14 protein-coding genes are annotated in these 15564 nt (G+C 66.6%); 8 read left to right on the top strand and 6 right to left on the bottom strand.

Translation table 11 applies throughout. From position 1 onward, the window contains the following. Window positions 1-67: 67 nt before the first annotated feature. The 7 genes from mnmA (at window position 68) to BACI348_RS13765 (ending at window position 8572) form a co-directional block, all read left to right on the top strand. On the top strand, window positions 68-1189 hold the full coding sequence (gene mnmA, locus BACI348_RS13795) for a tRNA 2-thiouridine(34) synthase MnmA (protein WP_159826662.1): 1122 nt from the start codon (window positions 68-70) through the stop codon (window positions 1187-1189). Between the two features lie 235 nt (window positions 1190-1424). After that, entirely contained in the window at window positions 1425-3056 is a 1632-nt protein-coding gene (locus BACI348_RS13790) for an ABC transporter substrate-binding protein (protein ID WP_159826660.1), read from the top strand. Window positions 3057-3177: 121 nt separating this feature from the next. Further along, window positions 3178-4266: an ABC transporter permease gene (locus BACI348_RS13785; protein ID WP_159826658.1), complete on the top strand. Its 1089-nt coding sequence runs from the start codon at window positions 3178-3180 to the stop codon at window positions 4264-4266. A 2-nt stretch (window positions 4267-4268) separates the two neighbouring features. Beyond that, window positions 4269-5282, top strand: coding sequence for an ABC transporter permease (locus BACI348_RS13780; RefSeq protein ID WP_159826656.1), 1014 nt, complete (start codon window positions 4269-4271; stop codon window positions 5280-5282). Next, window positions 5279-6988, top strand: coding sequence for an ABC transporter ATP-binding protein (locus BACI348_RS13775; RefSeq protein ID WP_159826654.1), 1710 nt, complete (start codon window positions 5279-5281; stop codon window positions 6986-6988). Before BACI348_RS13780 ends, BACI348_RS13775 begins: the two co-directional genes overlap by 4 nt. A 112-nt stretch (window positions 6989-7100) precedes the next feature. After that, window positions 7101-7508 (top strand): chorismate mutase, encoded by a 408-nt coding sequence (locus BACI348_RS13770; RefSeq protein WP_159826652.1) that lies wholly within the window; start codon window positions 7101-7103, stop codon window positions 7506-7508. Beyond that, window positions 7505-8572 (top strand): uroporphyrinogen decarboxylase/cobalamine-independent methonine synthase family protein, encoded by a 1068-nt coding sequence (locus BACI348_RS13765; RefSeq protein ID WP_159826650.1) that lies wholly within the window; start codon window positions 7505-7507, stop codon window positions 8570-8572. The genes BACI348_RS13770 and BACI348_RS13765 overlap by 4 nt, the downstream gene beginning before the upstream one ends. Before the next feature lie 3 nt (window positions 8573-8575). Here the strand turns inward: BACI348_RS13765 and BACI348_RS13760 are convergent, their stop codons facing one another. The 6 genes from BACI348_RS13760 to BACI348_RS13735 are packed head-to-tail and all read right to left on the bottom strand — an operon-like array spanning window position 8576 to window position 14700. Beyond that, the gene (locus BACI348_RS13760) at window positions 8576-9280 is read right to left on the bottom strand and encodes a DUF4166 domain-containing protein (RefSeq protein WP_159826648.1); all 705 of its coding nucleotides are present in this window, start codon (window positions 9278-9280) and stop codon (window positions 8576-8578) included. Window positions 9281-9320: 40 nt separating this feature from the next. Beyond that, window positions 9321-10613 (bottom strand): DUF58 domain-containing protein, encoded by a 1293-nt coding sequence (locus BACI348_RS13755; RefSeq protein WP_159826646.1) that lies wholly within the window; start codon window positions 10611-10613, stop codon window positions 9321-9323. Then, window positions 10613-11638, bottom strand: a complete 1026-nt coding sequence (locus BACI348_RS13750) for an AAA family ATPase (RefSeq protein WP_159826644.1) — start codon at window positions 11636-11638, stop codon at window positions 10613-10615. Before BACI348_RS13750 ends, BACI348_RS13755 begins: the two co-directional genes overlap by 1 nt. Beyond that, complete coding sequence (locus BACI348_RS13745) at window positions 11635-12846, bottom strand: DUF4350 domain-containing protein (RefSeq protein ID WP_236557564.1); 1212 nt, start codon at window positions 12844-12846, stop codon at window positions 11635-11637. The genes BACI348_RS13750 and BACI348_RS13745 overlap by 4 nt, the downstream gene beginning before the upstream one ends. Next, entirely contained in the window at window positions 12843-13472 is a 630-nt protein-coding gene (locus BACI348_RS13740; RefSeq protein ID WP_159826642.1) for a DUF4129 domain-containing protein, read from the bottom strand. Before BACI348_RS13740 ends, BACI348_RS13745 begins: the two co-directional genes overlap by 4 nt. Continuing rightward, window positions 13462-14700: a DUF7847 domain-containing protein gene (locus BACI348_RS13735; RefSeq protein ID WP_236557563.1), complete on the bottom strand. Its 1239-nt coding sequence runs from the start codon at window positions 14698-14700 to the stop codon at window positions 13462-13464. The genes BACI348_RS13740 and BACI348_RS13735 overlap by 11 nt, the downstream gene beginning before the upstream one ends. A 184-nt stretch (window positions 14701-14884) precedes the next feature. Here BACI348_RS13735 and mtrA point away from each other — a divergent pair, with 184 nt between their 5' ends. Beyond that, the gene (mtrA, locus tag BACI348_RS13730; RefSeq protein WP_159826640.1) at window positions 14885-15559 is read left to right on the top strand and encodes an MtrAB system response regulator MtrA; all 675 of its coding nucleotides are present in this window, start codon (window positions 14885-14887) and stop codon (window positions 15557-15559) included. Window positions 15560-15564 lie beyond the last annotated feature (5 nt).

Genomic DNA, 15564 nt, shown 5'->3' with positions numbered 1-15564 from the left:
GCGCATCCAGCCAATGCCGGCAGCAACCACCGGCCCGGAGCCGGAACCACCCCAACAGGAAGCCACCATGCGAGTTCTAGCAGCCATGAGCGGCGGCGTTGATTCCGCCGTCGCAGCCGCCCGCGCCGTCGAGGCAGGGCACGACGTCGTCGGCGTCCACCTGGCGCTGTCCCGCATGCCCGGCACGCTGCGCACCGGAAGCCGGGGCTGCTGCACTATCGAGGACTCGCGCGACGCCTGGCGGGCCTGCGATGTCCTGGGCATTCCCTACTACGTGTGGGATTTCTCGGAGCGCTTCAAGGAAGACGTGGTCCAGGACTTCATCGACGAATACGCTGCCGGCCGCACGCCCAACCCCTGCATGCGCTGCAACGAGCGGATCAAGTTCGCCGCGCTGCTGGAAAAGGCTATCGCACTGGGTTTCGACGCTGTCTGCACCGGCCACTACGCCAAGGTCATCGAGGATGCCGACGGCAACCGCGAACTCCACCGCGCCGCCGACTGGGCCAAGGACCAGAGCTATGTCCTGGGTGTCCTGACCCATGAGCAGCTCAAGCACTCCATGTTCCCGCTGGCGGACACACCTTCCAAGGCTGAAGTGCGGGCAGAAGCCGAACGGCGCGGCCTGTCCGTAGCCAACAAGCCCGACAGCCACGACATCTGCTTCATCCCGGACGGCGACACCGCCGGCTGGCTGGCAGAAAAAATCGACATGGCCACCGGAGACATCGTGGACGAGAGCGGCGCGAAGGTGGGCGAGCACCCCGGCGCCAACGCCTTCACGGTGGGCCAGCGGCGCGGGCTGAAGCTCGGCACACCGGCCGCCGACGGAAAGCCCCGCTTTGTCCTGGAAATCCGGCCCAAGGAAAACAAAGTCGTGGTGGGCCCGGAGGCGCTGCTCGCGATCGATGAGATCCGCGGCATCAAGGTGTCCTGGGCCGGGCTGCCCATCGCCGAAGTGGAAACGGGCATGGAGTTCGAATGCTACGCGCAGGTCCGTGCGCACGGAGACCCCGTTCCCGCGACGGCACGCATGGAGCCGGACGGCGCCGGCCAGCTGGTGGTCACCCTCACCAACCCGTTGCGCGGTGTGGCGCCCGGCCAGACGGTGGTCCTCTACCAGGGCAGCAGGGTCCTGGGCCAGGCAACCATCGACGCCGCCCGTTCACTTCAGCGCGCCGCGCTCTAGCCTCCCGAATTTCCTTCACCGCCCCGGCCTGGCCGGGGCGGTTTTGTTCGTTGTGCCCCTGCCACGGGGGAAGCGCCGCCGGTCAGGTAAATTTTGTGTCTCAACTCACTAAATGGGCCGCCGTGAGGGTTGACTCTCTGATTGAATCTAGGCATCAGCACAGCGTGCTCCCGCCTGGCCAAAGGTATCCAGCAGTGGCCGGCGGGCACGTATTCATCGAACAGAAAGTTCACAGATGACGAAGAGCATCAAGGCACTGCACGGCGCTATCGCGCTGGCAGGCATTTCCGCGCTCGCACTGACGGCCTGCACGGGCCCGTCGGGTGGTGGCGGGACCGCAACCGGCGACGCAGCGGGCGGCGCCATTACTTTCGGAACGACTGACAAGGTGGTCACGCTCGATCCGGCCGGCTCCTATGACGCCGGTTCCTTCCTGGTGATGAACCAGGTGTACCCGTTCCTGCTCAACGCGAAACCCGGAAGCGCCGACGCCTCGCCGGACATCGCCGAATCCGCCTCCTTCACGGCCCCTACCGAGTACACCGTCAAACTCAAGTCCGGCCTCAAGTTCGCCAACGGCCACGCCCTCACCTCCTCCGACGTGAAGTTCTCCATCGACCGGGTGGTCAAGATCGCCGACCCCAACGGGCCTGCATCCCTGCTGGCCAACCTGGATTCGGTGGAAGCGTCTGATGACTCCACCGTGGTCTTCAAGCTCAAGGCCGCCAACGACCAGGTGTTCCCCGGCGTCCTCGCGTCCAACTGCGGACCGGTGGTGGATGAAGAAGTCTTCCCCGCCGACAAGGTCCTGGGCGATGACGACATCGTCAAGGGCAAGCCCTTCGCCGGCCCCTACAGCATCGACAGCTATAAAAAGAACGAGCTCGTCAGCCTCAAGCCCAACGCGGACTACCAGGGCCTGCTGGGCAAGCCCGCCAACAGCGGGGCAAACATCAAGTACTACGCCGATGCGAACAACCTCAAGCTGGACGTCCAGCAGGGCAACATCGATGTTGCCGGCCGGTCGCTGACGGCAACGGACGTGGCGGACCTGGAGAAGGATTCCAAGGTCAAGGTCCACAAGGGTCCAGGCGGGGAGCTGCGCTACATCGTCTTCAACTTCGACACCATGCCGTTCGGTGCCAAGACGCCGGAAGCGGATCCCGCCAAGGCACTGGCCGTCCGCCAGGCCATTGCCAACATCGTTGACCGCGACGCCATCGCCACCCAGGTGTACAAGGGCACGTACCTGCCCGCATACTCGGTTGTGCCCGAGGGCTTCCTCGGAGCTGAACAGCCGCTCAAGGACCTGTACGGCGAGGGCGGCAAGCCCAGCCTGGACAAGGCCAAGAAGGCCTTTTCCGACGCCGGTGTGACTGCGCCGGTCAATATCAAGCTCCAGTACAACCCCGACCACTACGGCAGCTCGTCGGGAGACGAATACGCCATGGTGAAGGAGCAGTTGGAGAAGTCGGGGCTGTTCACTGTTGACCTGCAGTCCACCGAATGGGTCACCTACTCCAAGGACCGCACCGCCGACGCCTACCCGGTGTACCAGTTGGGCTGGTTCCCTGACTACTCGGATCCGGACAACTACCTCACGCCCTTCTTCGTGCCGGGCAACTTCCTGAAGAACCACTACGACAACCCCACGGTCGCGTCACTGATCCAGAAGCAGCTGACCACGGTGGACAAGAATGAGCGCGTGAAGACCCTCGGCGAGGCGCAGGAAGCCGTTGCCAAGGATCTCTCCACATTGCCGCTCCTGCAGGGCGCCCAGGTCCTGGTGGCCGGAGCGGATGTGAAGGGAGTGGAGACCACCCTCGACGCGTCCTTCAAGACCCGTCTGGGTGTCATCTCCAAGTAGTCCCACACTCATTCGGCCCTGGCCGGCGGTGGAGGCGGGACGCCAAGAGCGTCCCGCCCCGTTGCCGGCCATCGGCCAGCATCGGGGGACGGCTGGCCGGGCACCAAATTTTAGGTAAGCCATGACCACATTGATTGAATCCCCGCCCGCAGACGCGGACGGGCTGCTTCCGGCCAAAAAGAAGTCCTCCGGCGGGGGACTTGGCCAATACATCCTTATCCGGTTCCTCCTGATCTTCCCCACGATTTTTATCCTGGTCACCATGGTCTTCTTCCTGATGCGGATCACCGGTGATCCGATCACCGCAGCCATGGGCGGGCGGCTCCCGCCGGAACAATTGCAGGAACGGATCCACGCGGCCGGCTACGACCGGCCACTCTTTACCCAATACATCGAGTACCTCGGCCAGCTTGCCACCGGAAACTTCGGAACCACCCTCTCCGATAACCGCAAGGTGACCGAAATGCTCACCACTTACGGCTCGGCCACCCTGGAACTGAGCATCAATGCCCTCATCGTGGCACTCCTCGTGGGGATCCCGCTGGGCATGCTGGCGGCACACCGCCGCGACCATCTCGACGCCGTCCTGCGGATCTTCGCGATTCTCTGCTACGCCACCCCGGTGTTCTTCGCAGGCCTCCTGCTGAAGCTGACGTTCTCCGTATGGCTCGGCTGGTTGCCCGTTGCAGGCCGTGCCAAAACCTCCAGCGAGCTTGCCCTGACATCCTTGCAGGCCCCCACCGGAATCTACTGGCTGGACGCACTGCGCAGCGGAAACATGGCCGCGCTGGGTGACGTGATGGCCCACGCCGTCCTGCCCGCCGTTGCCCTCGGACTCCTCACGGCCGGCATCTTCCTGCGCCTCGTCCGGACCAACGTCATTGGAACGCTGGGCAGGGACTACGTGGAGGCAGGCCGTTCCCGCGGCGTGAGCGAGTTCCGGCTGGTGACCAAGCACGCCTACAAGCCGGCGCTGATCCCCATCATCACCGTGATGGGCCTGCAGATCGCCGTGATGCTGGGCGGCGCGGTGCTGACGGAAAAGACCTTCGAATGGAAGGGGCTCGGTTTCCAGCTGGCCACCTATCTCACTGCCCGGGACTTCGTGGCTGTCCAGGGCATCGTGGTGCTCCTGGCCGTCATCGTTGCCATGACCAACTTCATCGTGGACATCATTGCCGCGCTGATCGATCCCCGTGTGAGGTACTGACCATGAGCACACCTGACGTTCCCGTGCCCGTGGCCAACCCGCGCGCCCCGTTCTACCGGCGCCTGCCGGTGGTTTCGCATTTCAACAAGAGCGTGGGCCTGCAACGCGGAATGCTGGTCATCGGCCTGATCCTGACCGGCCTGTTCCTGTTGACTGCCCTCCTTGCCCCGCTGGTCGCCCCTTATGGCTTCTCGCAGCTCTCTGATGCGGACGGCAGCTTTCCCACCCAGCAACCGCCCGGCGGGAAACACCTCCTGGGCACCACTGTGGGTGGCTACGATGTCCTCTCCCGCGTCATTTGGGGAACCCAGACCGCGCTGCTGGTCATCGTGGTTGCCGTGGTCCTGTCCATCTTCGCCGGTGTTGTTCTCGGCCTCGTCAGCGGTTACCTGGGTGGCTGGCTGGACCGGGTCCTGGTGGTGGTGGCGGACGCCATCTACGCCTTCCCGTCACTGCTCGTGGCGATCGTGATGGCCATCGTCATCAGCGGTGGCCAGTCAAGCCTGCTGGGCGGAATCATGGCAGCCGCCGTCTCCATTACCGTGGTGTTCATTCCCCAGTACTTCCGCGTGATCCGTGCCGAGACCATCCGGCTCAAGGCGGAACCCTTTGTGGAATCGGCAAAGGTGGTGGGCGCCTCGAATCTCCGCATTATCACCCGGCACATCTACCGGAATGCCACCAGGACGTTGCCGCTGATTTTTACGCTCAACGCCTCCGAAGCGATCCTGACGCTTGCCGCGCTGGGCTTCCTCGGATTCGGCATCGAACCAAGCTCCGCCGCGGAGTGGGGCTTCGACCTGAACAAAGCACTGGCTGACACCACCTCAGGAATCTGGTGGACGGGGTTGTTCCCCGGCCTCGCGATCGTCTGGACGGTCCTCGGGCTGACCCTGGTGGGCGAGAGCATCAACGATTTGAACGATCCGCGGCTCCGAGGCCGGAAACGCGCCGGCGGCACGTCCACGGCGCCGGCTAACACTGCGGTCATCACCGCGGAAGGAAGTGCATCATGACCGCCAATACCGATCCGTCACCGGGCCACCAGCCCGACGCCGGCCATCCGGTCCTCGACATCGACCACCTGAAGGTCACGTTCGCTACCGACGCCGGTGACGTCCATGCGGTGAAGGATGTCAGCCTCGAAGTCAGGAAAGGTGAAGTGCTGGCGATTGTGGGGGAGTCGGGGTCCGGCAAAACGGTCACCGCCAAAACCATCCTGGGACTGCTCCCGGAGACCGCCACCAGTTCCGGCACCGTGCTGATCAACGGGGCCAACGTGATCAGTGTGAGCGCCGCACGCCTGCGCCAGATCCGCGGCCGCGACGTCGCCATGGTCTTCCAGGAACCGTCCACGGCACTGAACCCGGTGTTCACCGTGGGCTGGCAGATCGCCGAAGGCATCCGGGCGCATGCGGGCGGCGGAAAGCGCGTTTCGGCGAAGGAAGCGAAGTCCCGCGCCATCGAAGCACTGCGCAAGGTAGGCATCCCCGATCCCGAGCACCGCGTCAACTACTACCCCCACCAGTTCTCCGGCGGGCAGAAGCAGCGGGTAGTCATTGCGGCAGCGCTGGCACTGAACCCCGGCCTGATCGTGGCAGATGAACCCACCACCGCCCTGGATGTCACCGTCCAGGCCGAGATCCTGGAGCTGCTGCGGAACCTGCGGGACAAGTACGGCACTTCCATCGTGCTGATTACGCACAACATGGGTGTGGTGGCGGACCTCGCCGACCGTGTGGTGGTGATGTACCAGGGTGACGTGGTTGAGGAGGCGCCGGCCCGCACCCTGTTTGCCGAACCGCGGCAGGACTACACCAGAAAACTCCTGGCCGCGGTGCCGCACCTGGGCCACAATTCGGCCTCCGAGGGGCTCGCCCGCCGTGCCCACCAGGAGGAGGAAATCCTGGTGGAAGCGACCAACCTCACCATCGAGTATCCGGGCAGGCTGGGGACTCCGGCGTTCAAAGCAGTGGACGGGGTGAGTTTCACCCTGTCCCGGGGCGAGGTTTTCGGGCTCGTGGGGGAGTCCGGCTCCGGTAAGACCACCATCGGCCGGGCTATCGCCGGATTGAACAGGACCACGGGCGGCAGCCTTAAGGTGCTGGGATACGAAATGCTCAACCTTCGGGAGCGGACCTTCAAGCCGCTCCGGAAGGATATCGGCTTCGTGTTCCAGGACCCCGCTGCCTCCTTCAACCCGCAATTGACCATCGGCGAATGCATTGCCGAACCCATGCTCATCCACACCAGGCCAAGCCCGACGCAGGCGCGCAAACGTGTTGGTGAGCTGCTCGAATCAGTCCAGCTGCCGGCGTCGTACGCGGGACGGTATCCGCATGAACTGTCCGGCGGACAGCGGCAGCGCGCCTCTTTGGCGCGGGCGCTGAGCCTTAACCCGCGGCTGCTGATAGCTGATGAGCCGACGTCGGCTCTGGACGTTTCAGTGCAGGCGAAGGTTTTGGAGTTGTTCAGGGATATTCAGCAGGAATTCGGCTTCGCGTGCCTGTTCATCAGCCACGACCTCGCGGTAGTGGACATCCTGTCCCACTGGGTGGGGGTGCTGTACAAGGGCAGGCTGGTGGAGCAGGGCATCGGCAGCCAGGTGATGGGGGACCCTCAGCACGACTACACACGGCGGCTGATTGCGTCCCTGCCCGTGCCCGACCCGCAGGAGCAGGCAAAACGGCGTGAAGAAAACAGGGCATTGCTGGGTATCTGACAACCTGGGGCTCAGGATACAGCTCCGGCTGACGTGAACAGCGCCGGTGCCGGCGGCATGCCGGCACCGGCGCCACCCGGGTGATTGCTTGCGCTGCCCATAGACTTGAACCATGACGCAGCACAACCTTCACGCTCCTGACTCCGACGACTTTGATCCTTCGGCCAGCTCACTGGCCGGCCAGGTGGACAAATCGGTGATGGCTGAACTGCTGTCCATCCGTTCGAGCATCGACAACATTGATGCCACGCTGGTGTATCTCCTGGCCGAGCGCTTTAAGGCAACCCAAAAGGTGGGGTTCCTGAAGGCCGCCCACCGCCTGCCGGCAGGGGACCCGGGCCGTGAAGCGGCGCAGATTGCCAGGCTCCGCAGGCTGGCGGAAGACGCGCACCTGGACCCCGCCTTCGCGGAAAAGTTCCTGAACTTCATCATTGGTGAGGTTATCCGGCATCACGAAGCGATCGCCGAGGACCATGAAGCCGCCTCCGGCCAGCACCCGCAGGCATCAGCACTCGCGTGACGGAGCAACGGCACAACGCCGGTTCCAGGCCTGCGGAGGTCCCGGCACCGCCGCGGGAGGTAACAGCCACCGGCTTGGGCAGTTGGCCGGGGGAGGACCCGGTCGAGGCGGCCAGGATCATCCGCGGTGAGCTCGGCAGCCCGCACCTTCCCTTCCTGGCCGAACTGCCGGACCGGGGTGTTGGTTCAGATGCCCTGGGCCGCACGGCGTCCATGCTGGAGGAGCTCGCCGTGGACGTCCAGCCCTACGGTTGGCGCCTGGTGGACCGGCCCGGCAAGGACTACCGCCGGGCCGCCTCGGCCCTGGCCACCGACATCAACATCCTGGCCGACGTAGCCGGCACCGAGGACAGGCCTGCGGCCGAGATCAAACTGCAGCTGGTGGGGCCGCTGAGCCTCGCCGCCGGGCTCCACCTGCACAACGGCGAGCGCGCCCTGATCGACTACGGTGCCCGGCGGGACCTTGCCGCCTCGCTCGCGGCCGGCGTGGGCCGGTACGTCTCCCGGGTGTCGGCTGCCGTTCCGGGGGCCCGGCTGGTGGTGCAGGTTGATGAGCCGGATATCGCGGCAGTCCTGGCCGGCACCATTCCCACCTCCAGCGGCTACCGCACCCTGCGGGCGGTCCCGTCCTCGGAAGCCCGGGAATCCTGGCGGGTGGTGCTGGACGCGTTGAGGGGAGCCGGTGCCGCTGAAGTGGTGATCTCCGTTCCCGGGATCGAGGCCCCGTTCGAACAGATCCTGGCGGCGGGAGCGGATGGTATTGCCGTGCCGCTGCGGTCACTGACGTCCCGGCAGTGGGAACAGCTGGCCGGAGCAGCAGAGGCAGGCAAGCGGTTGTGGATCGGAGCGCTGGACGTATCGGGGCAGTCCCTGCCCCGGACCGCTGACTGTGTGGACAGGGTATGGCGCCCGTGGCGGCAGCTGGGGCTGGCCCCGGCGGGTCTCAGCACCGTGCGGGTCACCCCCTCGTCCGGCCTCGCGGACCGGACACCGGCAGAAGCCACGGCGGTCCTTGGCCGGCTGACCCAGATAGCGGATGGCCTGAACCAGCTGGCGCAGGACTAGGCTCTAGACCCGGTTCTCCCAGCGGTCCGGTTGCGCGTACCGCGGGAGGAAGCTCTGCGCGGAGCTCCCGCCGGAGTAGGGGCGCAACCGGTAGTCGAAGCTGCCGGCGTAGACCAGGACCAGTCCGATCTGGGGCTGGATGACTTTGACCTGGATGCGGTGCTTGCCGCTGCCCGGGTCCCACCACTGCTCCGCATAGGCCTTGGCATCCAGGCCGGCGGGAAGGGGTATGCGCAGGGGGCCAAGAAACAGCCGCGAGGCTTCCGAGACCCCGCGCAGCCGTCCCTCCGCCGTCACACCCAGGTTTAGGTCCGTCACCAGCCGCCGGTACCGGCCCACATAGTCAACGAGCTGTGGGGCACCGTTGCGGGTGGTGACGCTGGTGGTGTCCTGGAAAATGCGTGTCCGGCCGGGAAACCGGATTTCGCGGCGGGCGGTCAGGCTGGAACGGCCGAAGGGATCCTGGTGGGCGTGGTTCTCGATCCGGAACGCTATGTTCTCCCCGTATTCGGGAAAGAACGCTTCCTCGCCGCCGGTGAGCCGCAGGAGGGGACGCAGCCAGTCCTGCCGGCAGCCCACCACATCGAACGTTCCTTCGCCCACACCGTATTGGCCTGAGCCGGGTGCGAGGGCAAAATACTCCTGCACTTCGGGCTGCAGCAGGTTGAAGTCCGATCCGAGGGCCTGCTGGTAGATGGGGACGTTCAAGGGAGGACCTCCTCGGGACGGGGACGGACAGCCGGGACGTTCACAATCTACCTGCCGCCTTCAGCCGGATGTACATGTCGGCGAGCCGGGGCGGAAGCTCCTGTGGCTCCGCATCCACCACTTCCACACCGTGCTGCCGCAGCTCGGCCGTGACCGCTGCCCGCTGCAGGAGGGCTCGTTCGGCCGCGGCTGCCCGGAACACTCCGGCGGCGGTGTCGCGTTCCTGCAACATCAGGCCGAGCTGGGGGTCCCGCACGGCCGCCACCACCACAACATGCCGGCGGGCCAGCTGCACAGCTGTGGGGATAAGGCCTTCTTCCGGTGCGCCGCCCTCCAGCGAGGTCAGCAGCACCACCAGGGACCGGTGGGCGGACAGGCTGCGGACATGGGCGGGGATGGCGGACCAGTCCAGCTCGATGAGTTCCGCTTCCAGCGGAGCCATTGCCTGCACCAGCTGGCCGAGGAGGTTCCCCTTGCCGGCGGATCCGGCCCGTGCCCGGGTCCGCCGGTCGAAGGCCAGGAAGTCCACCCTGTCCCCGCCCCGCTCTGCGAGGACGCCGAGCAGCAGGGCCGCTTCCATTCCGGTGTCCAGCCGCGGTTCGTCACCGATCCGGGCCGCGGTGGTCCGGGACGTATCCAGCACCATCACCACACGCCGGTCGCGTTCAGGGCGCCACGTACGCACCACCACCGCGGACCGCCGGGCCGTGGCACGCCAGTCGATGGACCGCACGTCATCGCCGCGGACATAATCACGCAGGGAATCGAACTCCGTGCCGGCGCCCCTGATCTGCACGGCAGCCTTGCCATCCAGCTCCCGCAGCTTCCGCAGCTTGGATGGCAAGTGCCGCCGGGAATGGAAGGGTGGCAGGACCCTCAGCATTCCGGGGCAGTCAATGGTCCGCTGGCGCGCTGCGAGCAGCAACGGTCCAAAACTGCGCACGGTGACGTGCGGGGCCTTGAGGTCACCACGCCGGACGGGCAGCAGGCGCACGGTGACCCGTCGGCTTTCACCGGCCGGAATGTCCATGTTCTGCACAGGATTGTGGGCTCCGGCCGACGGCTGCCAGGCATCCCGAAGAGTCCCGCGCAGCCGCCGCCCGCCGGCGTTGGTGACAGTGAGCACCGATTCTGCCGTGGCGTGCAGGGTCACGTTGCCGGGCTCCCGGCGCACGATACGGATCCGGCGCGGCGAACCCGCCAGGACCAGGTCAATGGCGGCAAGGGCCACAAGGGTGCCGGCCACCAGGAAAAACGTTCCCCACCTTGGCAGCAGCAGGACCGGTACCAGGCCCACGAGCGCCAGGAGAACAAAACGCCCCGAGACGGCCATCAGCGGGGTACGGGCACGGATGCCAGGATACTGCCCAGCACGTCATCCACCCGGACCCCGTCCATCTGGGCTTCCGGCTGCAGTGTCACCCGGTGCCGCAGGCAGGGCAGCGCCAGGGCCTTGACGTCGTCGGGGGTGACGAAGCTCCTGCCCGAGAGCCACGCCCAGGAACGGGACGCATTCAGCAGCGCCGTGGCACCGCGGGGCGAAACGCCCAGCTGGAATGACGGCGCGGAACGGGTGGCCCGGACCAGGTCCACGATGTAGCCGATGATCTCCGGCTCCACGGACACCGCGGCCACCGCCTGCCGGGCCCGTTCCAGGTCGGCGGCACCCGCCACGGCACGGACTCCGGCCGCTGCGAGGTCGCGGGGATCAAAGCCCGCCGCGTGCCGCCGGATGACTTCCATCTCCTCGCGGCGCTCCGGCAGCGGCATGGTGAGCTTGAGCAGGAACCGGTCCAGCTGCGCCTCGGGGAGGGGATAAGTTCCCTCGTACTCCACCGGGTTCTGGGTGGCGGCAACCAGGAACGGTGCCGGCAGCGGCCGGGAGGCGCCATCCACGGAGACCTGCCGCTCCTCCATGGCCTCAAGCAGCGAAGCCTGGGTTTTCGGCGGCGTCCGGTTGATCTCGTCGGCCAGGAGGAGGTTGGTGAACACCGGACCTTCCCGAAACGAGAATTCCGAGGTGTGGGAGTCGTAGACCAGTGATCCGGTGACGTCGCCTGGCATCAGGTCCGGGGTGAACTGCACGCGCTTGGTGTCCAGGCTCAGAGCCGCGGACAAGGCGCGCACCAGCAGCGTCTTGGCCACACCGGGCACACCTTCCAGCAGCACATGACCCTGCGACAGCAGAGCGATCAACATGCCGGTGACCGTGGCATCCTGCCCCACTACGGCTTTTGCCACCTCACGGCGGACATCCAGGAGGGCCTGCCGGGCCGGGTCATGCCCGGCCGGGCCGTGCCCCGCAGGATCCTGTCCGGTGGAATCCAGGACCGGGGGTCCGCTGCCTTGTTCGCTCATCGGCTACTGACCTCTTTCTCTAGGGTGTTCAGATCCTGCGCCCAGGCCACAAGCCGGGCCTCGGAGCGCGGATGTTCGTTGAGGAGCTGTTTGATCTCGTGCGGAGGCCGGCCCAGGTACCGGGCCACCGCTTCGGCGGCGTCGTCGGCGGTGGCGCCCGGGCCAAGGCGGAGCATCCCGGCGAGCCGCACCAGGGTCCCGGCCCGCAGGTTGTCCCGTGCCTGGCCGACGGCGTGCGCGTCGTGATACAACCGGGCCCTGCCCTCAGCTGTTTCCACTGCCTTGACCACCACGGGCAGCGGCTCGAACACCAGGGGCCCGTGCCGCCGGCCACGCCACACAATGGCCGCCAGTGCCACGAGGGCAAGCCACGGCCCAATAAAACGAGACCAGTCCGGCGCGAGCTCATTGAGTGTTTGCGGAGAACCGGAGGTGTCCAGGTCCTCTACGGACGGGAGGTACCAGACCAGGTCCGCGGAGCTGCCGAGCGTCCGGATTGCCAGCGCAGCGTTCCCCAGTTCGTCGAGCTTTTCGTTGCTGAGCACAGCGGTGCTGCCCAGCACCGTCAACCGGCCGTCGCCGCTGACGGCAAGCAGCCCGGCGGCAGAGCCTGCGGGCCGGTAACAGGACGTCCCGCCGTCGTACAAGAAGCCCGACTCCCCGGTGACCGCACCGGCTGCTCCGGCATCCGGCTGGAAACAACCGGGCTCCAGCACCGGCGACGATTCGGGCACCACGCCTGCCTGCCGGATGCCGCTGTCCAGGGCGGTGAGGGTCTGCAGCCGGGGTGAAATCACCACAACCCGTCCGGCGGAGGCTGCCAGCTCGCCGATCCGGTCCTCGTCCAGGAACCCGTTCCTGTCGTACAGGAGGAGGGTGGGCGAGCCGCTGGCCTCCAGTGCCGCCATGGCGGACTCGAAATTCGCCACCTCGTGCACCTGAACCCCGTGGCGGCCGAGGATTTCGCTGACGGCCCGCGCTCCCTCCGGTCCGGGGTTTTGGACGGACAGGGGGAGGCCGTCGCCTTTCGGAGCCAGCTGCCCCCAGATGACCAATGCCAGTGCGGTAGCCACCACGGCAGCCAGGGCCGCCAGACCGCGGTGCCGGCGGACCCGGCGCAGCGGGTTCCTGGGCGCCGCCGCCTGGGGGCTCTTGCCTTCGTCCCCAGTGTTCTCCCGTGGTGCTGCTTCCTGGACCGCGTCCGTCATGGCAGCGCCTCGAGCCGTACGGGCCTGGCGGCCTCCAGGTCCGTATCGAGCCGCTCCATTGCCTCATAGTCACCACGGTCCGCCGTCCAGTTTCCGAAGCGCACCGCGTCGAATGTCCGCGCAGCGCGGTCCAGGCGCGTTGCGTCCGCAGGGAACGGCCCCGCGAGGGCGAGTGCGGCTTCGTCCGCGGTCCGGCCCGGCTGCGCTTCGAGCAGGATGCGGTCTTCGGCTGAACGGACCAGGGCCCGGAAACGGTCGACGACGGCGTCCCCCCACTTCCGGGCCGCGGCGGCAGCTTCTGAGCGCTGCCGGTAGTCCGCGGCAGTAAGTGCGCTGTCCGGCTCGAAGACGTCCTTGGCCTGCCGGGACTTGGGGTTCAGGCGGGGCCGGGCCAGGATTACGGCTGCGGCGATCACAACGGCGATGACGATCCCTATGACGGGGCCCGGCACGGGCGCGTCGGATGCGGACGGCCCGTCGAGTGACTGCAGCCAGTCCAGTAAGCTGCGCCAGAGCGAGTCGAGCCAGCCGGATTCCGCGTCCCGGTATTCGGATTTGGCCAGTTCCTCGGCGGCCCAGCGCCGGGCTTCCTCGGCTCCAGGGAGCACCGGGGGTTCAGCGGACATCCGGCCAAACCCCGGCCTGTCCGGGACCGGAAACCGGACCCGGCCTGGTGACCGCGATGCCACGGCCCGGAATGCCGTCCGGGTCCGCGCCGCTTTCCAGCTGGCGGAGCAGCGCGATGTCCAGTCCGTCCTTGCGCATCCGCAGGTCCATGTACATCAACGCCATCACCGAGGTCTGGAAGGCGTATCCCACTGCTCCCACCAGGGCGCCCACAACGGCGGTGGCCACCCCCACGGCAACTGCCACCGTGATCTCCTGCTCACTGCCCGCGTGCGGTGACAGGAAACCGGAGAGGAACGTGGGCAGCAGGCTCACCGGGATCATCACCACCTGCCCTATCACGCCCACCATGATGCCCACCACCAGGGTGATCCCGAAGATCCGCCACCAGTTGGCGCCGGTCAGCGACCATGAGCGGCGCAGGGCAGCCAGGGCGCCCAGCTCCTCGATGACAACGGCGGCGGGTGCCACCGTCAGTTTGATATAGATCCACAAGAGCAAGGCCATAACGGCAGGCAGGAGGGGGATGAGCACCGGAATTCCCGCGCGTTCCATGGTGGCGAACACCGTCACCACGATTGCTGCGGGCAGCAGCAGCGCCAGCAGCCCTGCCAGCATCATCAGAACCGCCAGCCGGACCAGCGTCCAGGCGCGGGAACGTGACAAGAGCCACATCTGACGGAACCCGGTGGGGCGGTTGAGGATGGACCGTGCCACGGGCACCACCATGGCTCCCTGGAGCACGGCTGAGATGAACAGTGTCAGGACTGTGACCAGCAGGACGGCGGCCAGGAACCCCAAACCAACTGATGCTAAGTCGGCAGGAGTGGCGCTCTCCGCCCAGGCTTCGATGGAGACCATCGAAGTGGCGGTGACGGCCGTGATGACGGCCGCCAGGATCGCAGCGAACGACTGTGCGATAAGGGAACCGCCGAGCATGGCTTTGGCGTTGCGCCGGATTGTCTGGAAAGAGCCGTCCAGGATCTCGCCGAACATCAGGGGCCGAAGCGGGATGATCCCCGGCTTCGGCGGCGCCACGTAACGCGGCTGGCCGTAGGGGCTGTACTGGGGTTGGCCCCAGGCCGGGGGCGTGCCCCACCCTGGTTGCTGGCCCCACGCTGGTGGTCCGCCGGGCGCGGGTGGCTGGCCCCACTGGGGCTGCTGGCCCCACCCAGGCTGCCCACCCGGGCCCTGGGGCCGCTCCGCGCCCGGATCCTGTTCTGACACCCGTGTTCCTTCCCCCTGTACCAGCGCCTTTGCAGCCAGGCCCGGACCGCTCGAGCACGGTGGGCACCGGGAACGTCCGGCAATGCTCCCAGCCTATAGTTCCGCGGGCACGGCCACCTAGCATTCCGCCATGCCGCAACGCACTGAACAGGACAAAGCCTGCCCGATAAGGGAATATATAACTATGAAGGCACGCATTCTGGTGGTAGACGATGACGAAGCGCTGGCCGAAATGATCGGAATTGTTCTTCGGAATGATGGCTTCGAACCGGTCTTCTGCGCTGACGGCGCCAAGGCGCTGGACATTTTCCGTTCATCGAGGCCGGACCTTGTCCTGTTGGACCTGATGCTTCCCGGCGTGGACGGCATCGAGGTCTGCCGGCAGGTCCGCGCGGAGTCCGACGTGCCCATTGTGATGCTGACCGCCAAGTCGGACACCTCCGACGTCGTCCGTGGCCTTGAATCGGGGGCCGACGACTACGTGCCCAAGCCGTTCAAACCGGCCGAACTCGTGGCACGCGTCCGTGCCCGGCTGCGTCCTGGCGACCAAAAGGCCCCCGAGACGCTCAAGATCGCCGACATCACCATCGACGTCGCCGGCCACACCGTGAGCCGCGGCGGCGAGCGGATTTCCCTGACGCCCCTGGAGTTCGATCTCCTGGTGGCACTCGCGCGCAAACCCTGGCAGGTGTTCACCCGCGAGTTGCTGCTTGAACAGGTCTGGGGCTACCGCCACGCCGCGGACACGCGGCTCGTCAATGTCCATGTCCAGCGCCTCCGGTCAAAAATCGAGCAGGATCCGGAAGCCCCGGAAGTTGTCCTGACGGTGCGTGGTGTCGGCTACAAAGCAGGGGCCTGAGCCCG

The organism is Arthrobacter sp. 9AX (genome assembly GCF_902506095.1).
Lineage (GTDB): Bacteria > Actinomycetota > Actinomycetes > Actinomycetales > Micrococcaceae > Arthrobacter.
This window is presented reverse-complemented; position numbering and strand designations above follow the sequence as displayed.